Raw genomic sequence first — 21,195 nt, forward strand, 5'->3', positions numbered from 1 at the left:
ATTGCGGCCATGAAGCAGGACATGGTGTCGGCGGGCGGGGTTCGCCTGGACAAATGGCTATGGGCGGCGCGCTTCTACAAGACCCGCGCGCTGGCGGTCGACGAGATCGGCAAGGGCCGGGTGCAGGTCAACGGCCAGGACGCCAAGCCCTCGCGCGAGGTCCGGCTCGGCGACCTGCTGCGGCTGCGCCAGGGGCCGGTGGAGCGCGAGGTCAAGGTGCTGGGACTGTCCCATGTGCGCGGGCCGGCGCCGGTGGCCCAGGCCCTGTACGAGGAGACGCCCGAGAGCCGGGCCGCGCGCGAGCGCGCCGCCGAGGCCCGGCGCCTGGCGCCGGAACCGGCCCAGACCATCGCCGATGGCCGCCAGGGCCGGCCGACCAAGCAGGACCGGCGCCGGCTGGCAGAATGGGACCGCTGGTCGGCAGAAATCGAGTAATCCGCTACCCCGACGCGGGTTTTTCCGTAGCCGGATGCCAAAATCCCCCTCTTGAATTTCCGGACATCGCGCCCAACTGGGCGCGATTGCCTTTCTTCGCACCATGACGACAGACAACCAACCCACCCCGCAAGACGCCTCCGCCGACCCGGCCGCGCCGGCCGAGGCGCTCGCCCCCGAGGCCAAGATCGCCGAACTGGAAGGCCGCCTGGCCGAGATGTCGGACGCCTATCTGCGCGCCAAGGCCGAGGCCGAGAACATCCGCCGCCGCTCCGAGGAGGAGATGTCCAAGGCACGCAAATTCGCCGTCGAAGGCTTCGCCGAGGCGATGCTGCCGGTGATGGACAGCATGGAAGCCGCCATCGCCATGCCCGACGCCAAGGTTGAGGCGGTGCTGGAGGGCGTGCACGCCACGCGCCGCCAGCTGGCCGCCGCGCTGGAGCGCAACAAGGTGCTGGAGATCAACCCGGCCCAGGGCGCGAAGTTCGACCCGCACCAGCACCAGGCCATCAGCATGGTGCCGGCCGAGCAGGAGGCCAACAGCGTCGTGATGGTGCTGCAAAAGGGCTATCTGATCGCCGACCGCGTGCTGCGCCCGGCCCTGGTGACGGTGGCCGCGCCGAAGTAATTCACAGCCGCTGCCGCTTGAAAAGCAGCGACTTATCCACATATCGAAAACAAGCCAACAAGCTTCAGTTTCAGGAGTCTCACAATGGGAAAGATCATCGGCATTGACCTCGGCACCACGAACTCGTGCGTGGCCGTGATGGAAGGCAACACCACCCGCGTCATCGAGAACGCGGAAGGCGCCCGCACCACGCCATCGATCATCGCGTATCAGGAAGATGGCGAGATCCTGGTCGGTGCCTCGGCCAAGCGCCAGTCGGTCACCAACCCGAAGAACACGCTGTACGCGGTGAAGCGCCTGATCGGCCGCAAGTTCTCCGAGAAGGAAGTGCAGAAGGACATCGACCTGATGCCCTACACCATCGCCGCCGCCGACAATGGCGACGCCTGGGTCGAAGTGCGCGGCAAGAAGTTCGCGCCGCCCCAGGTCTCGGCCGAGGTGCTGCGCAAGATGAAGAAGACCGCCGAGGACTACCTCGGCGAGGAAGTGACCGAGGCCGTGATCACGGTGCCGGCCTATTTCAATGACGCCCAGCGCCAGGCCACCAAGGACGCCGGCCGCATCGCCGGCCTGGACGTCAAGCGCATCATCAACGAGCCCACCGCCGCGGCCCTGGCCTTCGGCCTGGACAAGCATGGCAAGGGCGACCGCAAGATCGCCGTCTATGACCTGGGCGGCGGCACCTTCGACATCTCGATCATCGAGATCGCCGATGTCGACGGCGAGATGCAGTTCGAGGTGTTGTCGACCAACGGCGACACCTTCCTGGGCGGCGAGGACTTCGACCAGCGCATCATCGACTACATCATCGGCGAGTTCAAAAAGGAACAGGGCGTCGACCTGACCAAGGACGTGCTGGCCCTGCAGCGCCTGAAGGAAGCCGCCGAGAAGGCCAAGATCGAGCTGTCCAACAGCGCGCAGACCGACGTCAACCTGCCCTACATCACCGCCGACGCCACCGGCCCGAAGCATCTCAATATCAAACTCACGCGTGCCAAGCTGGAGTCGCTGGTGGAGGAGCTGATCGAACGCACCATCGCCCCCTGCCGCACCGCGATCAAGGACGCCGGCGTGGCCGTGTCCGCAATCGACGACGTGATCCTGGTCGGCGGCATGAGCCGCATGCCCAAGGTGCAGGAGAAGGTCAAGGAGTTCTTCGGCAAAGACCCGCGCAAGGACGTCAACCCCGATGAGGCCGTGGCCGTCGGCGCCGCGATCCAGGGCCAGGTCTTGGGCGGCGAGCGCAAGGACGTGCTGCTGCTGGACGTCACCCCGCTCTCGCTGGGCATCGAGACCCTGGGCGGCGTGATGACCAAGATGATCGCGAAGAACACGACCATTCCGACCAAGTTCAGCCAGACCTTCTCGACCGCCGACGACAACCAGCCGGCCGTGACGATCAAGGTGTTCCAGGGCGAGCGCGAGCTGGCGCAGGCCAACAAGAGCCTGGGCGAGTTCAATCTGGAAGGCATCCCACCGGCACCGCGCGGCACGCCGCAGATCGAGGTCTCCTTCGACATCGACGCCAACGGCATCCTGCATGTCGGCGCCAAGGACAAGGGCACCGGCAAGGAAAACAAGATCACCATCAAGGCGAACTCGGGCCTGTCCGAGGCCGAGATCGAGAAGATGGTGAAGGACGCCGAGGCCAACGCGGCCGAGGACAAGAAGAAGGTCGAGCTGGTGCAGGCCAAGAACCAGGCCGACGGCATGGTGCACTCGGTGCAGAAGTCGCTTTCCGAGCATGGCGACAAGCTGGAAGCCGGTGACAAGGAAAAGATCGAGGCCGCGATCAAGGAGCTGGAAGAAGCCATCAAGGGCGACGACAAGGCCGTGATCGAAGCCAAGACCGAGGCCCTGATGACGGCCAGCCAGAAGCTGGGCGAGAAGGTCTACGCCGAAAGCCAGGCCGCGCAAGCCGCCGCGGGCGCGGCCGCCGCTGGTGGTGGCTCGGCCGAGCAGCCCCAGGCCGCGCAGCAGCAGGCTTCCGCCAAGCCGGCCGACGACAACGTCGTCGACGCCGAGTTCAAGGAAGTGAAGGACCAGAAGTAAGACCGTAGAGGTCCGTCCATGAGCCGCGCCGTGCCTGCATCGGGCCGCGCGGCTTCATCGCTTCCAATGCCCAGGAACATCAATGGCAAAGCGTGATTACTACGAAGTCCTCGGCGTCGCGAAGAACGCGAGCGAGGAGGACATCAAGAAGGCCTACCGCAAGCTGGCCATGAAGCATCACCCCGACCGCAATCAGGGTGACGGGGCCAAGGCCGCCGAGGAGAAGTTCAAGGAGGCCAAGGAGGCCTACGAGATGCTCACCGACGGCCAGAAGCGCGCGGCCTACGACCAGTACGGCCATGCTGGCGTCGACCCGAACGCGGGCGGCTTCCGCGGCGGCCCCGAAGGCTTCGGCGGTTTCGCCGAGGCCTTCGGCGACATCTTCGGCGACATCTTCGGCGGCCAGGGCGGGCAGCGCCGTGGCGGCGGCGGCCAGCAGGTCTACCGCGGCAGCGACCTCAGCTACGCGATGGAGATCTCGCTGGAGGAAGCCGCGCGCGGCAAGGAAACCCAGATCCGCATCCCGAGCTGGGAAGGCTGCGAGACCTGCAAGGGCAGCGGCGCCAAGCCCGGCACCAGCGCCAAGAGCTGCGGCGCCTGCAACGGCTCCGGCACGGTGCATATGCGCCAGGGCTTCTTCTCGATCCAGCAGACCTGCCCGCATTGCCACGGCAGCGGCAAGATCATTCCCGACCCCTGCACCGCCTGCAACGGCCAGGGCAAGGTGAAGAAGAGCAAGACGCTCGAGGTCAAGATCCCCGCCGGCATCAACGAGGGCATGCGCATCCGCTCGGCCGGCAATGGCGAGCCGGGCGTCAACGGTGGTCCGGCCGGCGATCTCTACATCGAGATCCGCATCAAGCAGCACGAGATCTTCGAGCGCGACGGCGACGACCTGCATTGCACGATGCCGGTGGCGATGACCACCGCGGCGCTGGGCGGGTCGATCGAGGTGCCGACCCTGGGCGGCAAGGCCGAGATCGAGCTGCCCGAGGGCACCCAGCATGGCAAGACCTTCCGCCTGCGCGGCAAGGGCATCAAGGGCGTGCGCTCCAGCTACCCGGGCGACCTGTACTGCCACATCAGCATCGAAACGCCGGTCAAGCTGACCGAGTACCAGCGCAAGCTGCTGAAGGACCTGGACAAGTCGCTGAAGGACGGCGGCGAGCGCCATTCGCCGAACGCCAAGAGCTGGACCGACCGGGTCAAGGACCTGTTCAAGTAAGCCTCATCCGGCGCGCGCCAGCGCGCGCCGCGGGCCCCGGGCGGGGCCGTTAAGAAATCCCAAAGGCGGGCTGGCCAGAATGCGCGCCGTGGCCGGATCCCCGGCCGGATTTCGCCCCGCCCATGCGCCTGCCCGTTACCCTGCCCTTCCTCTCCGGCGCCCGCCACCCGACGGCGTCTGCCGCAAGCCCCAAGCCCACATCTCCGCTGACCCTGGCCTGGCTGGGCGCGCTGTGGCTGGGCCTGCTGTGCAACTGGCCGCTGTGGCAGCGCCTGCACCAGCTGCCCGAGCTGGCCAGCCCGCAGGGCAAGCTCTTCCTCGCCGCCTTCGCGGTGATGGTCACCGCGCTGCTGGGCATGCTGCTGAGCCTGCTGGCATGGCGCCGCTGCATCAAGCCGGTGCTGCTGGTGCTGATGCTGACGGCCGCGCCGCTGGCCCACTTCATGGGCAGCTACGGCATCGTGATGGACGGCGGCATGCTGACCAATCTGCTGCAGACCGATGTGAACGAGGCGCGCGACCTGCTCGGCCCGCGCCTGCTGCTGAGCCTGCTGCTGCTGGCCGGCCTGCCGCTGATCTGGATGCTGGGCCGGCCGCTGACGGCCGCGCCCTTCTGGCGCCGCGCCGGCCTGAACCTGCTGGCCGCCGCGCTAGGCCTGGCCTTGGCGCTGCTGGCCGCGTCACTGACCTTCGGCGATCTGGTCTCGACGATGCGCAGCCACAAGTCGCTGCGCTACATGGTCAACCCGCTGAACGCGCTCTACGCGGTGGGCCATGGCCTGCATGCCCAGACCGGCAGCCCGCCGGGCCCGCTGCAGCCGCTGGGCGAGGATGCGCGCTGGCTGCAGCGCCCCGGCAAACCGCCGCTGTTGCTGCTGGTGGTCGGCGAGACCGCGCGCTCGGCCAACTTCTCGCTGAACGGCTATGCCCGCCCCACCAACCCGCTGCTGGCGCGGCAAAGCGATCTGCTGAGCTTTCGCGATGTCAGCGCCTGCGGCACCAGCACCGCGGCCTCCCTGCCCTGCATGTTCTCGCCGCTGGGCCGCGACGCCTTCCTGGCCCAGAAGCAGCCGCAGGAGAACCTGCTGGACATGCTGCAGCGCGCCGGCCTGGCCGTGCTGTGGCTGGACAACCAGGCCGGCTGCAAGGAGGTCTGCAACCGCGTGCCGACCCTGTTTGCCGAGACGGCCGCGCCCGGCGCAGCACCGCTGCCCGAGGGCCTGTGCCGGGACGGCGAATGCCTGGACGGCGCGCTGCTGCATGGGCTGGACCAGCGCCTCGCGGAGCTCGATCCGGCGCGCGCGGCCAAGGGCGTCGTGCTGGTGATGCACCAGATGGGCAGCCATGGCCCGGCCTACTACAAGCGCTCGCCGGCCGAGCTGAAGCCCTTCCAGCCCGAATGCCGCAGCACCGCGCTGCAGCAATGCCCGCGCGAGCAGGTCGTGAACGGCTACGACAACACGATCGCCTATACCGACCGGGTGCTGTCCGGCGCGATCGACTGGCTGCGCACCCGGCAGCATGACTATGCGCCGGCGATGCTGTACGTCTCGGACCATGGCGAATCGCTGGGCGAGAACAATGTCTATCTGCACGGCATGCCCTATGCGATGGCGCCGCACGAGCAGACCCATGTGCCGGCAATCCTGTGGCTGCCGCCGGAGACCGCCGCGGCGCAGGGCGTCAAGCCGGGCTGCCTGGCCGGCCGCCTGGATCAGCCGCTGACGCATGACCTGCTGGCACACACGGTGATGGGCTATAGCGGCGTCACCAGCAAGCTTTATCGCCCCGAATGGGATCTACTCCAACCCTGCCGGGGCTGAGAGTTTCTCTACTGCGTCACTGCCATGCGTCGTTGGACGATGCTCGGGATCCTCACGTACAGGAAGTACGTTCCGGCCCCTGCGCTCCGTCCGCCCAGCCTGGCAGCGGCTCGCGACGAGAAACTCCCCGCCTGAGGGCCCTCAGAACAGCTCGCCCTGACGCGAATCGGGGGATGGCGGCGCCGGCTCGGGCACCGGCGGGCGGAACAGGTCCAGGTTCACGAAACGGCGCTCGCGCGACAGGCCCAGCCGGTCGCTGGCCTTGCGCAGGCGCTGCTGCATCAGCTCGGCCCACAGGCCCTCGCCGGTCATGCGGCTGCCGAAGCGCGCATCGTTGTCACGCCCGCCGCGCATGTCGCGCAGCCGCGCCATCACGCGCGCGGCGCGGTCCGGGAAATGCTGCTGCAGCCAGTCCTGGAACAGCGGGTTCACCTCCCAGGGCAGGCGCAGCGGGATGCTGAAGGCGCTGCTGGCGCCGGCCTCGGCCGCGGCCTCCAGCACCTGCTCCAGCTCCGGCTCGTTCAGGAAGGGGATCAGCGGCGAGACACTGACGCCGACCGGCACGCCGGCCTCGGCCAGGGTGCGGATCGTGCGCAGGCGCCGGTGCGGCGCGGCCGCGCGCGGCTCCAGGATGCGCGCCAGCGCCGGGTCCAGGGTGGTGATCGAGAGATAGACCGACACCAGGCCGCGCGCCGCCATCGGCGCGATCAGGTCCAGGTCGCGCTCGACGCCGGCCGACTTGGTGACCAGCGAGAAGGGATGGTCGCAGGCGGCCAGCACCTCGACGATGCCGCGCGTGATGCGCAGCTGCCGCTCCACCGGCTGGTAGGCGTCGGTCGCGGTACCCAGCACCAGCGACAGCGGTCGGTAGCTGGGCTTGGCCAGGGACTGACGCAGCAGCGCGGCCGCATTCATCTTGGCGACGATCTTGGTCTCGAAGTCCAGGCCCGGCGACAGGTTCAGATAGCTGTGGGTCGGGCGCGCGAAGCAGTAGATGCAGCCATGCTCGCAGCCCCGGTAGGGATTGATCGAGCGGTCGAAGGTGATGTCCGGCGACTGGTTGCTGGAGATGATGCTGCGCGCCTGCTCCTCGATGATCTCGGTCTCGGGTGGCAGATGCTCCTCGGCCGCGTGCTGGTCCAGCGAGCCCCAGCCGTCGTCGTACTGCTCGCGCAGCTCCGACTGGTAGCGATGCGCGATCGCCCAGGCGCTGCCGCGGCCCTTCAACACCTCGGGCTTCAGGTACAGCGGCTGGGCCTGGGCGGGCTTGCGGTTGGTGCTGGGGTCGAATGACATACTGTTAATTTATACAGTATTTGCCATTTCCGCCAGCGCCGGCGGTGCGGCTGCTGCCGCCCCGAATCAGTACTCGTCGCCACCGGGGCCGACGTAGCCGGGCGCCAGGTTCTCGAACTTGGTGTGCATGCGCTGGAAGGCCAGCTTCACGGTGCCGACCGGGCCGTTACGCTGCTTGGCGATGATGATCTCCGCGACGCCGGGCTCCTGGCACTGATCCTTGGTGTAGTACTCGTCGCGGTAGATGAACATGATGATGTCCGCATCCTGCTCGATAGCGCCCGATTCGCGCAGGTCGGACATCATCGGCCGCTTGTCGGGCCGCGTCTCCACCGAGCGGTTCAGCTGCGACAGCGCGATCACCGGGCATTTCAGCTCCTTGGCCAGGGCCTTCAGGCCGCGCGAGATCTCGCCCACGATGGCGGCGCGGTTCTCGTCGCTGCTGCCGCCGTTGCCGCTCATCAGCTGCAGGTAGTCGATGATGATCAGGCCCAGTTGGCCGCTGATACGGGCCTGGCGGCGCGCACGGGCGCGCACCTCGGAGGGGCTCAGGCCCGGGCTCTCGTCGATGTAGATGCTGGACTTGCCGAGCTTGTCGACCGCCTCCGAGAGGCGGCCCCATTCGTCGTCGGTCAGGCGGCCGGTGCGCAGATGGCCCTGGTCGATGCGGCCGATCGAGCCGACCATACGCAGCGCCAGCTGGGCCGCACCCATTTCCATCGAGTAGATGACGACCGGCAGGCCCTCGTCGATCGCGACGTTCTCGCCGATATTGATCGCGAAGGCGGTCTTGCCCATCGAGGGGCGCGCGGCCAGGATGATCAGGTCGCCCGGCTGCAGGCCGGCGGTCATGCGGTCCAGGTCGTAGAAGCCGGTGCGCACGCCGGTCACGTCCTCGGCGCCCATCTCGGCCAGTTCGTTGACGCGGTCGATCAGGTCCACCACCAGGCGGTCCATGCTGTGGAAGCCCTGGCCGCCCTTGTTGCCTTCCTCGTTGATGCGGAAGATCTTGCCCTCGGCCTCGTCGACGATCTCCTTGGCGGCGCGGCCCTGCGGGTTCAGCGCGGCGGTGGCGATCTCGTCCGAGGTCTGCACCAGTTTGCGCAGCACCGCGCGCTCACGCACGATCTCCGCATAGCGGCGCAGGTTGGCGGCGCTGGGCACGCTCTGCGCCAGCGCGTTCAGGTAGGCCAGGCCGCCGCATTCCTCGGCCTTGCCCAGCGAGGTCAGCTCCTCGAACACCGTCACCACGTCGGCCGGCTTGCCGCCGTTGATCAGCTTGCCCACCGAGGCAAAGATTTGCTTGTGCTCGTAGCGGTAGAAATCGGTGTCGGTCAGCAGGTCGCCGGCGCGGTCCCAGGCGCTGTTGTCGATCAGCAGGCCGCCGAGCACGCTCTGCTCGGCCTCGACCGAATGCGGCGGCACGCGCAGGCGGGCGACTTCGTCGTCCTGACCGTTGGAAGAACTGGGAGCGGAGAAGATCGCGGACATTGGCTGGGCGAGACGACTATCCACAGCCCCTGTGCAGAAAGCTGTGGAAAAGATGTTCACGATCTGGGGTTACAGCGGGATAACTGCCGCCCCAGAAGACAAAAAGCCGACGACTGGGTAGTCATCGGCTTCTTTGATCTGAGCAGCCATCAAGGCTGCTGACCATTAGGGCTTACTCGACTTCGGCGACGACTTGCACCGTCACTTCGACGACCACATCGGTGTGCGGCGCGACGTTGACGGAGAACTCGCCGACGGCCTTCAGCGGGCCCAGCGGCAGGCGGACCTGCGACTTGGCGACGTTGAAGCCCAGCTTGCCGATCGCTTCGGCGATGTCGGCATTGGTGACCGAGCCGAACAGACGGCCGTCCACGCCAGCCTTCTGGCTGATGCGCACGGTCTTGCCGCTCAGGCTTTCGCCCAGGGCTTGGGCGGCGGCCAGCTTCTCGGCGGCGGCCTTTTCCAGTTCGGCGCGCTTGGCTTCGAATTCCTTGATCGCGGCCGCGGTGGCACGACGGGCCTGGCGGGTCGGGATCAGGAAGTTACGGGCATAGCCGTCCTTGACCTTGACGACGTCGCCCAGGTTGCCCAGGTTGGCAACTTTTTCAAGCAGGATGATTTGCATGACGGGTGACTCCTCAGACCTTGTGCTGGTCGCTGTACGGCAGCATGGCCAGGAAGCGGGCACGCTTGATGGCGACGGTCAGCTGGCGCTGGAAGAAGGCGCGCGTGCCGGTCAGGCGAGCGGGCGTGATCTTGCCGTTTTCGCCGACGAAATCGCGCAGCGTGTCGATGTCCTTGTAGTCGATCGACTCAACACCGGTGACGGTGAAGCGGCAGAAACGCTTGCGGCGGAACAGCAGCGATTGTTGGTTACGCTTGGGCTTCTTGTCTTTGGAGAAGCGACCTTTACCACGTGGCGGGGGCATAGTAGACCTCTTAATTCAATCCGGATTCGAACAATGCGGTGCAGCGGGGCCGGGCGCCAGTTCGGTGATGTGGAACACCGTTCCACGACCGCTGCGCATGGCGGCGAGGAAGCCCGTGAAACAGGCATCACCCCCGACACCAAGCGCCTGAACGCGCTTGCAGATCTCACTCCCGATCGCCACGGCCTTGATTTCCATCGAGACCCGGCGGGCTCTGCCGGCTTCCGTCACCTGGGACTCATGCTTCAGGCTGAAGTCCAGGGCCGTCTGGCCGGCGGGGGTGTATCTGATCAGTCCCAGCTCGAGCAGCTGTGCTTGCAAAACAAGCCGATTCACTGCCGCGCGAGCGCTGTCAACACCAGCTCTTTAGGCTTCCTGAGGCGCCTTGCGGGCCTCTTCGCGCTCCACGGCCTTCATCATCACCGAAGGCGTGGTCTCGGCCTTGCTCTTCACCACGGTCATGTGGCGCAGCACGGCGTCGTTGAAGCGGAAGCCGGTCTCGAGCTCAGCCAGCACTTCCTTGCTGCACTCGATGTTCAGGCACAGGTAGTGGGCCTTGGCCAGCTTCTGGATCAGGTAGGCCAGTTGACGGCGACCCCAGTCCTCGACGCGATGCACGGCACCGCCGCCGGCGGTGATCAGGCCCTTGTAGCGCTCCAGCATGGCCGGAACTTGTTCGCTTTGATCCGGATGGATCAGCAGAACGATCTCATAGTGACGCATAAACACTCCTTGTGGATTCCAGCCCGCCCGGCAAAGGACCGGTTGGACCGTGGAAGCCGCCCCACAGCGTCAAAGTCATGGGTACGGCAAGGGAAAGCCCGCGATTGTAGCGCGCAAACCACCCGTCGGCAAGACACCCGGCCTTCTCAGGGCTCCGAGGGCCGGGCCGGCCGGCGCAGCCCGTCCACCAGCTCCGCCAGGCCGCGCGTCGGCGCCGGCGTCAGCAGGCTGACCAGCACCGCGGCGGCGAGGCCCGCCGGGATGCCGAACACCCCGGCCGAGATCGGCTGGATGCCCCACCAGAGCTCGGGCGGTCCGGCCAGCTTCAGCGCGGCGCGCAGCCAGGGATGGGCGGTCACCATGTAGTAGACCGTCACGCCCAGCCCGACCAGCATGCCGGCCATCGCGCCCCAGGCATTGGCGCGCTTCCAGAACACCCCCAGCAGCAGCGCCGGCACGAAGGCCGCGCCGGCGAAGGAAAAGGCGGCCGAGACCAGCAGCAGGATGTCGGCCGGCTTCTGCGCCGCCACCGCGGCCGCGGCCAGCGCGGTCAGCAGCAGCAGGGTCTTGGACACCATCACCCGCTTGGCGGCCGAGGCGCGCGGGTTCAGCACGCGGTGGTAGATGTCGTGCGCCAACGCGCTGGAGATGGTCAGCAGCAGCCCGTCGGCGGTGGACAGCGCGGCCGCCAGCCCGCCGGCCGCCACCATGCCGGACACCACATAGGGCAGTCCGGCCAGCTCGGGCGTCACCAGCATCACGATGTCGCCGCCGATCTGCATCTCGCCGAGCTGCAGCAGGCCGTCGCGGTTGATGTCCGACACCGACAGCAGGCCCGGATCCACCTTGGCCCACTGCGAGATCCAGCCCGGCAGTTGCGCGAAGGGCGTGCCGACCAGGGTGTCGAAGACCTCGAACTTGACCATCACCGCCAGCGCCGGCGCGGTGAAGTACAGCAGGCCGATGAAGAGCAGCGACCAGCCGACCGATTCGCGCGCCTCGCGCACCGAGGGCGTGGTGTAGCAGCGGTTCAGGATATGCGGCAGCCCGGCCGTGCCGACCACCAGGCAGAACACCAGGGCCAGGAAGTTGCGCCGCGACTCATCGAACAGGCGCTGCTCCGGCGCCCCGCCCCGCGGATTGCCGGCGTAGGCCTGCGCATGCGGCGGCATGCCGCCCAGCGGCCGCGCGCGCGTCTCCAGCGCGGCGAGCTGGCGCGTCCAGAGCTCGCGCGCCTCGGCCGGCGTCTTGGGCAGCACCGCCAGGCGCTTCTCGGCCACCTGGATCTGCGCCAGCGGTGCGTCCTCGGCCTTCAGCCGCGCCACCTCGCGCGAGGCCGTCGCGCGCTCGCGGGCCAGCGCGGCGGGCACGTCGCGCAGCATCTGCGCGCGCTCGGCGGCGCGTTCGCGCAGCACCTGGATCACCTGCTGCTCGCCGGGATCCGCGCTCAGCTCGCGCTCGCGCTCGCTGATCTTCTGCACCTGGTAGCCGTAGACCGCCTGCGGCAGCGGCGAGCCGGTCTGCTTGACCGAGAGCCAGACCACCGGCACCAGATAGGCCACGATCAGGATGATGTACTGCGCCACCTGGGTCCAGGTGACCGCCCGCATGCCGCCCAGGAAGGAGCAGACCAGCACCCCGCCCAGGCCGACGAAGACGCCGATCTCGAAGGTCAGGCCCGAGAGCCGCGCGGTGATCAGGCCGACGCCGTAGATCTGCGCCACCACATAGATGAAGGACACGCCGATCGCCGCCAGCGCCGCGATCAGGCGCACCGCGTTGCTGCCGTAGCGATCGCCCAGGAAGTCCGGCACCGTGTACTTGCCGAACTGGCGCAGATAGGGCGCCAGCCCGAGCGCGACCAGGCAGAAGCCACCGGTCCAGCCCAGCACGAAGGCCAGGCCGCCATAGCCGCTCAGGTAGAGCGTGCCGGCCATGCCGATGAAGGAGGCGGCGCTCATCCAGTCGGCGCCGGTGGCCATGCCGTTGTAGAAGGCCGGCACGCGCCGGCCCGCCACGTAGTACTCGTCCGGGTCGGTGGTGCGGCTCAGGATGCCGATGCCGGCATAGACGCCGACGGTGGCGAACAGGAAGGAAAAGCCGATCCAGCTCTTCGACAGGCCCAGGCGCTCCAGCAGCGCCAGCAGCAGCACGAAGCCGGCAAACCCGAGGGTGTACCAGGCGTAGATGCGGTTCAGCCGGACTTTCAGCGCCGGGGACGAGCGCGACCCGGCATGGGCGAAGGGGAAAGGCACGCGCGACAAGCTCTCGGTTCGGAGCCCGGATCATGCGGGCAAGCGGCCGCCCGGGCCATAGCGGGAACCCGGGTCGGCGTGCCAGCGGCCCTCAGCCGCGGGCGCTGGCCAGGCGGCTGGCGCGCGGCCGGCTCGGCAGCGCGTGGCGCAGGATGCGCCAGATCACCTGGCCGAACTGCACCGGCAGCGACCCGGTGTTGTAGTGCACGCCATAGCGCTTGCAGATGTCGCGCACCACCGGCGCCATCTCGACATAGCGGTTCGCCGGCACATCGGGGAACAGATGGTGCTCGATCTGGTGGCTCAGGTTGCCCGACAGGGTGTTCAGCAGGAAGCCGCCCGACAGATTGGACGAGCCGCGGATCTGGCGCCAGTACCAATGCGCGCGGGTCTCGTTCTTCAGCACGCCCTTCGGGAAGGTCTCGACATCGGTGGTGAAGTGGCCGCAGAAGATGATGGTGTAGGTCCAGAGGTTGCGCAGGCCGTTGGCGACCAGGTTGCCGGTGAACACCACCAGGAAGCCGGGGCCCGCCAGCAGCGGGAACACCAGATAGTCCTTGATCAGCTGGCGCCCGACCTTCTTCAGCACCGGCACGCCGTTGCGACGCAGCTCGGCGCGCGCGGCCTTGCGGCGCTCACCGAACAGCTGGCCCAGGCGCAGGTCCTGGATCGCGACGCCCCACTGGAACATCGCGGCAAAGATCAGCGCATACAGCGGCTGCAGCAGCGCCGCCGGCGTCCAGCGCTGCTCGGGGAACAGGCGCAGCACGCCGTAGCCGATGTCGTCGTCCAGGCCGTGGATGTTGGTGTAGGTGTGGTGGCGGAAGTTGTGGGTCTTGCGCCAGTTGTCGCTGGTCGCGACGATGTCCCACTCGAACTGCTTGCCCTTGAAGTGCGGGTCGCCCATCCAGTCGTACTGGCCGTGGATGATGTTGTGGCCCAGCTCCATGTTGTCGACGATCTTCGACAGCGCCAGGCTCAGGGTGCCCAGCAGCCAGCAGCCGATCAGCCAGGGCGTCGGCAGGAAGGCGCCGACCATCAGCAGCGCGCGGCCGATCAGCTCGCTCCAGCGCACCAGCTTGTAGATGTTGCGGATATAGCGCGCGTCGCGCGCGCCCAGGTCGGCCACGGTCTTGGCGCGCAGGGCCTCGATCTCGGCACCGAACTTCTCCAGCTCCTCGTTGGAGAGTTGACGGGTCAGGGGCTTCTTGCTCATGCTTGTTCTCAAAGATCCAGACTGAGGTCACCACAGGCGCGGCTGACGCACAGGCGCAGCTGGCTGCCGGGTTCGGCCTCTTGTTCGCCGGTGTGCAGGTTCTGCACCTGGCCTTCATGCTTGGTGCAGACGCAGCTGTGGCAGATGCCCATGCGGCAACCCGAGGGCGGACGCAGGCCCTGCGCCTCCAGCGCGCTCAGCAGGCTGTCACCCGAACTGAGCGTCAGGCTGCGGCCGCTGCGGCGCAGCTCCACCGTCACCGGGCGCACCTCGCCGAGCGGGATCGGCGCGGCTGGCGAGAAGGCCTCGGCCTGGAAGCCCTGCACGCGCGGGGCCAGCAGCCGGCGCGCCGTCTCGACGAAACCGCCGGGGCCGCAGGCCAGCACTTGCAGGTCCTGCCATTGTTCGCTGGGGCCCAGCAGCTCGCCCAACTGGTCCGCGTTGATGCGGGCCGCCGGCGCGGTCGGGTCCTGGGTCAGCAGCAGGTGCAGGCGAAAGCGCGGCTGAGCCTCGGCCAGCGCACGCAGCTCCTGCGCGAAGCACAGCTGCTCGGCGCTGCGGGCCCAGTAGACCAGGGTCAGATCGCCCGGCGCGCCGGCCGCGGCCCAGGCGCGCGTCAGGCTCATCAGCGGCGTGATGCCGCTGCCGGCGGCCAGCAGCAGCGATTGCGCCCCCTGCTTGGGCAACTCCAGCTCGCCATAGGCCTGCTCCAGCGACAGCAGATCGCCGACCCGGACCTGATCGCACAGATGGCCGGACAGCCGGCCGCCTTCGACCCGCTTGACGGTGATCGCGAGGCGGCCGTCGCGGCGCGGCCGGTCGCTCAGGCTGTAGCTGCGGGTGACGCGCCGGCCGTCGATCTCGGCACCGATGTTCAGATGCTGACCCGGGCGGAAGCCGCGCCAATGCCGGTTCGGCTTCAGCACCAGGGTCACCGCGTCGGACGCCTCGGCGCGCCGCTCGACCACGCGCGCCAGCGGGCGCGCCCAGGTCCAGCTGCGGTTCAGATGACCCAACCAGAAGTCGACAAGGGCCGGATCCACCAGGGGACCGACCAGACGGCGCAGCAGACCGCCGCGCTCAGAAGCAAGAGAGGACACAAATACTCCGTTCGACGCCGATCAGCAGGAATCCGGATCGGGCCGGCGCGCAGTATACGGTCACACGCACATTCGTCTATACAGATGTATATCAAATCAGCTTCGGTATGATGCGCACTCTCGCACAAGCACATGACAAGCCTTCTACTGCCCGAGGCGGACACCGCCGCCATCCCGCTTGCCCCGGCCGCCCCGGGCCGCAAGGCGGTGATCTCGCGCGAGGACATCGTGCAGGCCGCGCTCAAGCTGGTCGGCCCGCACCGCAGCGTCTCGACCCTGAGTCTGCGCGAGGTGGCCCGCGAGGCCGGCATCGCACCGAACAGCTTCTACCGCCAGTTCCGCGACATGGACGAGCTGGCCGTGACCCTGATCGACATGGCCGGCAAGTCGCTGCGCGAGATCATCGGCGAGGCGCGCCTGCGCGCCAGCAACGGCAACAGCGTGGTGCGCAGCGCGGTGCAGGCCTTCATGGAGCAGCTGCGCTCGGACGACCGGCTGCTGCACATCCTGCTGCGCGAGGGCACGGTGGGCTCGGACGCCTTCAAGCATGCGGTGGACCGCCAGCTGCTGTTCTTCGAGGAAGAGCTGCGCGTCGACCTGATCCGCCTGGCCGAGGTCAACCAGACCGGGCTCTACGAGCCGGCACTGACCGCCAAGGCCATCACCCGCCTGGTGTTCGCGATGGGCGCCACCGCGATGGACATGCCGCACGACAAGCTGCCCGAGCTGACCGAGCAGCTGATCGTGATGGTGCGCTTGATCATCACCGGCACCCAGACCCTGGCCGTGACCGGATCGCCGGATCACTGAACCGACAGCCAGAAAGCAAAAAGCCCGCAGCTGCGGGCTTTTCGTTTCATGGCCTCGCCCTCGCGGGCGGGCCGTCGGCGCCCTTAGCGCTGCGCGAGACGCTGCCAGGTCTCGATCACCGAGTCCGGGTTCAGCGAGATCGAGACGATGCCCTCCCCGGCCAGCCAGTCGGCGAAGTCCGGGTGGTCGCTGGGGCCCTGGCCGCAGATGCCGATGTACTTGCCGGTGGCGCGGCAGGCGGTGATCGCGCGCGAGATCATCGCCTTGACGGCCGGGTCGCGCTCGTCGAAGTCGCCGGCCAGCAGTTCCAGGCCGGAGTCGCGGTCCAGGCCCAGGGTCAGCTGGGTCAGATCGTTGGAGCCGATCGACATGCCGTCGAAATGCTCCAGGAACTGCTCGGCCAGGATCGCGTTGCTGGGCACCTCGCACATCATGATGATGCGCAGGCCATCCTGGCCGCCGGCGGCGGCGCGCTTGAGGCCGCGCTCGGCCAGCATCGCGACCACCCGCTCGGCCTGCTTGACCGTGCGCACGAAGGGCACCATCAGCTCGACGTTGGTCAGGCCCATCTCGTTGCGCACGCGCTTGAGCGCCTCGCATTCCATCGCGAAGGCATCGCTGAACTCGCCGCTGATGTAGCGCGAGGCGCCGCGGAAGCCCAGCATCGGGTTTTCCTCGTCCGGCTCGTAGCGCGAGCCGCCGATCAGCTTCTTGTACTCGTTGCTCTTGAAGTCGGACAGGCGCACGATCACCGGCCGCGGGTAGAAGGCGGCGGCGATGGTGGCCACGCCCTCGACCAGCTTGTCGACATAGAAGGCGCGCGGCGAGGCATGGCCGCGCGCCACCGACTCGACCGCCTTCTTCAGGTCGGCATCGATGTTCGGATAATCGAGGATGGCCTTCGGGTGGACGCCGATATTGTTGTTGATGATGAACTCGAGGCGGGCCAGGCCGACGCCGGCCGAGGGCAACTGCGCGAAGTTGAAGGCCAGCTGCGGATTGCCGACGTTCATCATGATCTTGATCGGGCAGTACGGCAGCTCGCCGCGATGCACCTCGTTGACCTCGGTCTCCAAGAGGCCGTCGTAGATGTAGCCGGTGTCGCCCTCGGAGCAGGCCACGGTGACCAGCTGGCCGTCCTTCAGCTTCTCGGTCGCGTCGCCGCAGCCGACCACGGCCGGGATGCCCAGCTCGCGCGCGATGATCGCCGCGTGGCAGGTGCGGCCGCCGCGGTTGGTGACGATGGCGCTGGCGCGCTTCATCACCGGCTCCCAGTTCGGGTCGGTCATGTCGGTGACCAGCACGTCGCCGGGCTGCACGCGCTCCATCTCGGCCACGCTCTCGACCAGGCGCACCGGGCCGGTGCCGATCTTCTGGCCGATCGCGCGGCCCTCGGCCAGCACCGCGCTCTGGCCCTTGAGCTTGTAGCTCATCTCGACCTGGCCCTCGGCCTGGCTCTTCACCGTCTCGGGGCGGGCCTGCAGGATGTAGAGCTTGCCGTCGACGCCGTCGCGGCCCCACTCGATGTCCATCGGACGGGCGTAATGCTGCTCGATGATCAGTGCGTACTGGGCCAGCTCGACCACCTCGGCATCGGCCAGCGAATAGCGGTTGCGCGCCTCGGGCACGGTGTCCACGGTCTTCACCAGCTTGCCCGACGCGGCCTTCTCCTCCGGCGTCGCGAACTCCATGCGCAGCAGCTTGGAGCCCAGGTTGCGGCGGATGATGGGCAGCTTGCCGTTCCTCAGCGCCGGCTTGTGCACATAGAACTCGTCCGGGTTCACCGCGCCCTGCACCACCGTCTCGCCCAGGCCGTAGCTGGAGGTGATGAAGACCACGTCCTTGAAGCCGCTCTCGGTGTCGATCGTGAACATCACGCCGGCCGAGCCCAGGTCGGAGCGCACCATGCGCTGCACGCCGGCCGACAGGGCCACATCGCTGTGCGCGAAGCCCTTGTGCACGCGGTAGCTGATCGCGCGGTCGTTGTAGAGGGAGGCGAACACCTCCTTCATCTTGTGCAGCACCTCCTCGATGCCGACGACGTTCAGGAAGGTCTCCTGCTGGCCGGCGAAGGAGGCATCGGGCAGGTCTTCCGCGGTGGCGGAGGAGCGCACGGCGAAGGACACGCCGGGATTGTCGGCCGTCAGCTGGGCAAAGGAGGTGCGGATCTGCGCCTCCAGATCGGCCGGAAAGGGCTGCGCCTCCATCCAGCCGCGGATCTCGGCGCCGGCCTCGGCCAGCGCGCGCACATCGTCGGTGTTCAGGGTCGCCAGGCGCGCCTGGATTCGCTGGTCCAGTCCCTCATGCTTGAGGAACTCCCGGAAGGCATGGGCCGTGGTGGCAAAGCCGCCCGGCACCCGCACGCCCGAGGCGGCCAGTTGCGAGATCATTTCGCCGAGGCTGGCGTTCTTGCCGCCAACCACCTCGACGTCGGTCATTCTCAGATTCTCAAAGGGAACGACCAGGGCGGTCGCTGCGAAGCGAGAGGACATGGGAGGACTCCGTGATGTTGAAAAACCGGGGCTCCCGCCGCGCCAACCGCGGGCACGGGGTGGACGCACGAGGCCAGACCGCCATTGCTGGATTCTTGTAGGAGGCGGTCGGTCTGCATGGGCGTCGCGAAGATTTGCGCCAGATTCTACGGGCAAGCTTCTTTATGATGGCAAGCGACCGTATCTCAGCGTATCCGCACCCCTCATCCATGGCCAATCGCACCGTGTATTTCGTCTCGGACGGCACCGGGATCACCGCCGAGACCTTCGGCAACTCGATCCTGGCCCAGTTTCCGCTGAAGCCGCGCCATGTGCGCCGACCCTTCGTCGACACCGCCGAGAAGGCCTATGCGGTGGTGCGCGAGATCAATGAGATCGGCGAGCGCGAGGGCCAGCGCGCCATCGTCTTCGCCACCCTGGTCGACCGCGAGGTGCTGAAGATCGTGCGCGACCATTGCACCGGCCGCGTGATCGACATGTTCGCCACCTTCATCGAGCCGCTGGAGGACGAGTTCGGCGTCAAGAGCAACCACCGCGTCGGCCGCTTCTCCGATGTCGCGCGCAGCCAGGAGTACCACGACCGCATCGAGGCGATCAACTTCTCGCTGGCCCATGACGACGGCCAGTCGGCCAAGAACCTGGCCTCGGCCGATGTGATCCTGGTCGGCGTGAGCCGCTGCGGCAAGACGCCCACCTCGCTGTACCTGGCGATGCAGCATGGCATCAAGGCCGCCAACTACCCGCTGATCCCCGAGGACTTCGAGCGCAACAAGATCCCCGCCTCGCTGGCGCCGCACAAGGCCAAGTGCTTCGGCCTGACCATCGACCCGGACCGCCTGGCCCAGGTACGCAACGAGCGCCGCCCCGGCAGCAAATACGCCGACCTGGTGAACTGCCGCTACGAGGTCAACGAGGCCGAGAAGATGATGAAGCGCGAGGGCATCTCCTGGCTCTCCTCGACCCACAAGTCGATCGAGGAGATCGCCACCACCATCCTGCGCGACATCCGGCCGGACCGGCTGATCTACTGAGGCGACCCCGCCTCGGTCAGGCTGGCCGCCAAGGCCTGCTGCACCACCTCCCATTCGCGCGCCAGCAGGTCGGCGGCCGGATCATCGGCCGCCAGCTGCGGCGCCAGCCAGGCGCAGAAGCGGTCCGACTCCAGATAGAAATGGGTGTGGCCGCTGGCATGCTCGGTCCAGTAGCGCGTCAGGGTCGCTGGTAGGCGCTCGCCCAGCGCGCGCAGGGTCGCACGCAGGTTCATCATCAGCGGCGTGATGCGGTTCATGCGGTAGACCGAGCAGGCGGCCTGCATGCCGGCATGGCGCGCGATCGCCACCAGCCGCCGCTGCTCGCGCGCATCCAGGCGGTAGCGGCGCGCCAGGCAGGCCGCATCGGCGCGCACCTCGTTGCACAGCGGCGGCGAGGCCACCAGATCGGCCAGGGCCTGCTGGAAGTCAGCCAGCATGGCAGGCGGCCTCCGCGGCCGGCAGGATGCAGCAGCATTGCGCCAGCTCATGCATGCGCTCCAGCTCGCGCGTCAGGGCCGGCAGCCCCAGCAGCTCGAAATAGGACTCCTGGTATTCGAAGCTGATCGCACGCAGGCGACGGCAGCGCGGCAGGAAGGCGTGGGCCCAGTCCCAGACCTCGGGCGGCGTCAGCGCGGCATGGCTGTCCATGTAGAAGCCGCCGAACTCGTCGCCGCCGGCCAGATGCACCTCCTCCACCGCGTCCGGGTCCAGCGCCTCCAGATAGGCCCGCGGATCGGCCGCGCCATTGCGCGCGCAAACCAGCAGGTTGTGCAGGTCCAGCAGGGTACCGCAGGCGCCGTCGCGATGCAGACGGTTCAGGAACTCGGGCTCGCTGAAGTCCATCTCCGGCACCGGCGTGAACAGGGCCGGGTTCTCCAGCAGCACGCGGCAGCCCAGCGCGCCGGACAGGCGCCGCAGCTTCGGCGCGAGCAGCTCGAGCATCTCTTCGTCATAGGCGACCGGCAGGCCGAGTCCCGCCTGGGCATTGGGCACGCGGGCCTGGGGCGTGACGAACACGCTTAGATGCTCGCTGTACCAGTCGAAGCCGCCCAGCGCGCTGCTCACTTCGCCCACCGCCCCGAGCATGGCCTCGTCCAGCGGCATCGCGCTGGGCAGGGACAGGCCCAGGCCATGGCCGGCCAGGCTGCGCCCGCGCGCGTCCGCGGCCAGCTCGGCGATGGCCGGATGCAGGCGGTGGAAGCGCCGGGGACCGGCGGCCTCCTGGCCGAAGTCGAACCAGAGCCGGTCCGGCATCGCCGACAGATGCTCGACCAGGGCCGGCGCATGGGCCAGCAGGGCCGGCGTGCTCGGGTTGTAGAGCAGACCGACCCGCGGGCGCTGCGGCCGCGCGGGCATGGGCGCGGCCTCAGCCGAGGATCAGCTTGTCGGCCGCCAGATCGACGCTGATCGCGCGGTTGACGAACACGTCCTCGATCTCGAAGCGAAAGCGCCCCGACAGGCAGGGATGGCCGGTCAGCTTGGAGATCAGATCGAAGGCATGGGCCGACACGCGGCCGACATCGGCGCGGCTGAAGTCGGGCGGCAACGAGGCGGTGAGCACGGGCAGGTCGGCGCCCGGCTTCAGCTGGAGCGTGGCGATGCGGCCGGCGGCCGTGGGGTTCTTGGTGGCCATGAGACTCTCCTTCCTTGACTGCAGGTGACAGACAGAGTCCCGGTGGCCTGCACAGC

20 protein-coding genes are annotated in these 21,195 nt (G+C 68.0%); 7 read left to right on the plus strand and 13 right to left on the minus strand.

The features are described from left to right. Positions 1–9: 9 nt before the first annotated feature. The 5 genes from G8A07_RS19345 to G8A07_RS19365 all read left to right on the plus strand — a co-directional run bounded on the left by G8A07_RS19345 (position 10) and on the right by G8A07_RS19365 (position 6,163). Positions 10–435: an RNA-binding S4 domain-containing protein gene (locus G8A07_RS19345; protein WP_249937058.1), complete on the plus strand. Its 426-nt coding sequence runs from the start codon at positions 10–12 to the stop codon at positions 433–435. A gap of 103 nt (positions 436–538) precedes the next feature. Next, positions 539–1,063 (plus strand): nucleotide exchange factor GrpE, encoded by a 525-nt coding sequence (grpE, locus tag G8A07_RS19350; protein WP_195793620.1) that lies wholly within the window; start codon positions 539–541, stop codon positions 1,061–1,063. A gap of 84 nt (positions 1,064–1,147) precedes the next feature. Next, positions 1,148–3,115, plus strand: a complete 1,968-nt coding sequence (gene dnaK / locus G8A07_RS19355) for a molecular chaperone DnaK (protein ID WP_195793621.1) — start codon at positions 1,148–1,150, stop codon at positions 3,113–3,115. Positions 3,116–3,197: 82 nt separating this feature from the next. Next, positions 3,198–4,340 carry a molecular chaperone DnaJ gene (gene dnaJ / locus G8A07_RS19360; RefSeq protein ID WP_195793622.1) on the plus strand — a complete coding sequence of 381 codons (1,143 nt, stop codon included), beginning with the start codon at positions 3,198–3,200 and terminating at the stop codon, positions 4,338–4,340. Between the two features lie 122 nt (positions 4,341–4,462). Next, positions 4,463–6,163, plus strand: a complete 1,701-nt coding sequence (locus G8A07_RS19365; RefSeq protein ID WP_195793623.1) for a phosphoethanolamine transferase — start codon at positions 4,463–4,465, stop codon at positions 6,161–6,163. Positions 6,164–6,304: 141 nt separating this feature from the next. Here the strand turns inward: G8A07_RS19365 and G8A07_RS19370 are convergent, their stop codons facing one another. The 9 genes from G8A07_RS19370 to G8A07_RS19410 all read right to left on the minus strand — a co-directional run bounded on the left by G8A07_RS19370 (position 6,305) and on the right by G8A07_RS19410 (position 15,173). Beyond that, positions 6,305–7,459 (minus strand): PA0069 family radical SAM protein, encoded by a 1,155-nt coding sequence (locus tag G8A07_RS19370; RefSeq protein ID WP_195793624.1) that lies wholly within the window; start codon positions 7,457–7,459, stop codon positions 6,305–6,307. Between the two features lie 66 nt (positions 7,460–7,525). Continuing rightward, positions 7,526–8,950 carry a replicative DNA helicase gene (gene dnaB / locus G8A07_RS19375; RefSeq protein ID WP_195793625.1) on the minus strand — a complete coding sequence of 475 codons (1,425 nt, stop codon included), beginning with the start codon at positions 8,948–8,950 and terminating at the stop codon, positions 7,526–7,528. 172 nt (positions 8,951–9,122) lie between these two features. Further along, positions 9,123–9,575, minus strand: coding sequence for a 50S ribosomal protein L9 (rplI, locus tag G8A07_RS19380; RefSeq protein WP_195793626.1), 453 nt, complete (start codon positions 9,573–9,575; stop codon positions 9,123–9,125). A gap of 13 nt (positions 9,576–9,588) precedes the next feature. Next, positions 9,589–9,879, minus strand: a complete 291-nt coding sequence (gene rpsR / locus G8A07_RS19385) for a 30S ribosomal protein S18 (protein ID WP_195793627.1) — start codon at positions 9,877–9,879, stop codon at positions 9,589–9,591. A gap of 15 nt (positions 9,880–9,894) precedes the next feature. Further along, positions 9,895–10,200, minus strand: coding sequence for a primosomal replication protein N (gene priB / locus G8A07_RS19390; protein ID WP_249937059.1), 306 nt, complete (start codon positions 10,198–10,200; stop codon positions 9,895–9,897). Between the two features lie 45 nt (positions 10,201–10,245). After that, on the minus strand, positions 10,246–10,602 hold the full coding sequence (gene rpsF / locus G8A07_RS19395) for a 30S ribosomal protein S6 (RefSeq protein WP_195793629.1): 357 nt from the start codon (positions 10,600–10,602) through the stop codon (positions 10,246–10,248). A gap of 146 nt (positions 10,603–10,748) precedes the next feature. Beyond that, the gene (locus G8A07_RS19400; protein WP_195793630.1) at positions 10,749–12,857 is read right to left on the minus strand and encodes a sodium:solute symporter family protein; all 2,109 of its coding nucleotides are present in this window, start codon (positions 12,855–12,857) and stop codon (positions 10,749–10,751) included. A 91-nt stretch (positions 12,858–12,948) separates the two neighbouring features. Continuing rightward, positions 12,949–14,073, minus strand: coding sequence for an acyl-CoA desaturase (locus tag G8A07_RS19405; protein WP_195793631.1), 1,125 nt, complete (start codon positions 14,071–14,073; stop codon positions 12,949–12,951). A gap of 8 nt (positions 14,074–14,081) precedes the next feature. Then, positions 14,082–15,173 (minus strand): ferredoxin reductase, encoded by a 1,092-nt coding sequence (locus tag G8A07_RS19410; RefSeq protein ID WP_195793632.1) that lies wholly within the window; start codon positions 15,171–15,173, stop codon positions 14,082–14,084. A gap of 132 nt (positions 15,174–15,305) precedes the next feature. Here G8A07_RS19410 and fabR point away from each other — a divergent pair, with 132 nt between their 5' ends. Next, the gene (fabR, locus tag G8A07_RS19415) at positions 15,306–15,983 is read left to right on the plus strand and encodes an HTH-type transcriptional repressor FabR (RefSeq protein ID WP_195793633.1); all 678 of its coding nucleotides are present in this window, start codon (positions 15,306–15,308) and stop codon (positions 15,981–15,983) included. Positions 15,984–16,066: 83 nt separating this feature from the next. On the opposite strand, the gene ppsA is transcribed toward fabR, so the two are convergent. Beyond that, positions 16,067–18,475 carry a phosphoenolpyruvate synthase gene (gene ppsA, locus G8A07_RS19420; protein WP_195793634.1) on the minus strand — a complete coding sequence of 803 codons (2,409 nt, stop codon included), beginning with the start codon at positions 18,473–18,475 and terminating at the stop codon, positions 16,067–16,069. Positions 18,476–18,684: 209 nt separating this feature from the next. Between ppsA and G8A07_RS19425 the strand changes: the two genes are divergently transcribed. Then, complete coding sequence (locus G8A07_RS19425) at positions 18,685–19,506, plus strand: pyruvate, water dikinase regulatory protein (protein WP_195793635.1); 822 nt, start codon at positions 18,685–18,687, stop codon at positions 19,504–19,506. On the opposite strand, the gene G8A07_RS19430 is transcribed toward G8A07_RS19425, so the two are convergent. The 3 genes from G8A07_RS19430 to G8A07_RS19440 are packed head-to-tail and all read right to left on the minus strand — an operon-like array spanning position 19,500 to position 21,139. Continuing rightward, the gene (locus tag G8A07_RS19430; RefSeq protein ID WP_195793636.1) at positions 19,500–19,943 is read right to left on the minus strand and encodes a hypothetical protein; all 444 of its coding nucleotides are present in this window, start codon (positions 19,941–19,943) and stop codon (positions 19,500–19,502) included. The two genes, G8A07_RS19425 and G8A07_RS19430, sit on opposite strands and share 7 nt — an antisense overlap. Continuing rightward, positions 19,933–20,862, minus strand: coding sequence for a DUF692 family multinuclear iron-containing protein (locus tag G8A07_RS19435; RefSeq protein WP_195793637.1), 930 nt, complete (start codon positions 20,860–20,862; stop codon positions 19,933–19,935). Before G8A07_RS19435 ends, G8A07_RS19430 begins: the two co-directional genes overlap by 11 nt. Before the next feature lie 10 nt (positions 20,863–20,872). Then, entirely contained in the window at positions 20,873–21,139 is a 267-nt protein-coding gene (locus tag G8A07_RS19440; protein ID WP_195793638.1) for a hypothetical protein, read from the minus strand. Between the last annotated feature and the right edge of the window lie 56 nt (positions 21,140–21,195).

It is taken from the genome of Roseateles sp. DAIF2, assembly GCF_015624425.1.
In the GTDB taxonomy this organism is placed as follows: domain Bacteria; phylum Pseudomonadota; class Gammaproteobacteria; order Burkholderiales; family Burkholderiaceae_C; genus Kinneretia.

Bases quoted from the DNA above. Each gene is read 5' to 3' on its own strand.
- G8A07_RS19425 (WP_195793635.1), top strand. From the start codon at position 18,685: ATGGCCAATCGCACCGTGTATTTCGTCTCGGACGGCACCGGGATCACC.
- rplI (WP_195793626.1), bottom strand. From the start codon at position 9,575: ATGCAAATCATCCTGCTTGAAAAAGTTGCCAACCTGGGCAACCTGGGC.
- G8A07_RS19370 (WP_195793624.1), bottom strand. From the start codon at position 7,459: ATGTCATTCGACCCCAGCACCAACCGCAAGCCCGCCCAGGCCCAGCCG.
- G8A07_RS19345 (WP_249937058.1), top strand. From the start codon at position 10: ATGAAGCAGGACATGGTGTCGGCGGGCGGGGTTCGCCTGGACAAATGG.
- G8A07_RS19365 (WP_195793623.1), top strand. From the start codon at position 4,463: ATGCGCCTGCCCGTTACCCTGCCCTTCCTCTCCGGCGCCCGCCACCCG.
- rpsF (WP_195793629.1), bottom strand. From the start codon at position 10,602: ATGCGTCACTATGAGATCGTTCTGCTGATCCATCCGGATCAAAGCGAA.
- fabR (WP_195793633.1), top strand. From the start codon at position 15,306: ATGACAAGCCTTCTACTGCCCGAGGCGGACACCGCCGCCATCCCGCTT.
- ppsA (WP_195793634.1), bottom strand. From the start codon at position 18,475: ATGTCCTCTCGCTTCGCAGCGACCGCCCTGGTCGTTCCCTTTGAGAAT.
- dnaJ (WP_195793622.1), top strand. From the start codon at position 3,198: ATGGCAAAGCGTGATTACTACGAAGTCCTCGGCGTCGCGAAGAACGCG.
- G8A07_RS19405 (WP_195793631.1), bottom strand. From the start codon at position 14,073: ATGAGCAAGAAGCCCCTGACCCGTCAACTCTCCAACGAGGAGCTGGAG.
- dnaB (WP_195793625.1), bottom strand. From the start codon at position 8,950: ATGTCCGCGATCTTCTCCGCTCCCAGTTCTTCCAACGGTCAGGACGAC.
- rpsR (WP_195793627.1), bottom strand. From the start codon at position 9,879: ATGCCCCCGCCACGTGGTAAAGGTCGCTTCTCCAAAGACAAGAAGCCC.
- dnaK (WP_195793621.1), top strand. From the start codon at position 1,148: ATGGGAAAGATCATCGGCATTGACCTCGGCACCACGAACTCGTGCGTG.
- G8A07_RS19440 (WP_195793638.1), bottom strand. From the start codon at position 21,139: ATGGCCACCAAGAACCCCACGGCCGCCGGCCGCATCGCCACGCTCCAG.
- G8A07_RS19435 (WP_195793637.1), bottom strand. From the start codon at position 20,862: ATGCCCGCGCGGCCGCAGCGCCCGCGGGTCGGTCTGCTCTACAACCCG.
- grpE (WP_195793620.1), top strand. From the start codon at position 539: ATGACGACAGACAACCAACCCACCCCGCAAGACGCCTCCGCCGACCCG.
- G8A07_RS19430 (WP_195793636.1), bottom strand. From the start codon at position 19,943: ATGCTGGCTGACTTCCAGCAGGCCCTGGCCGATCTGGTGGCCTCGCCG.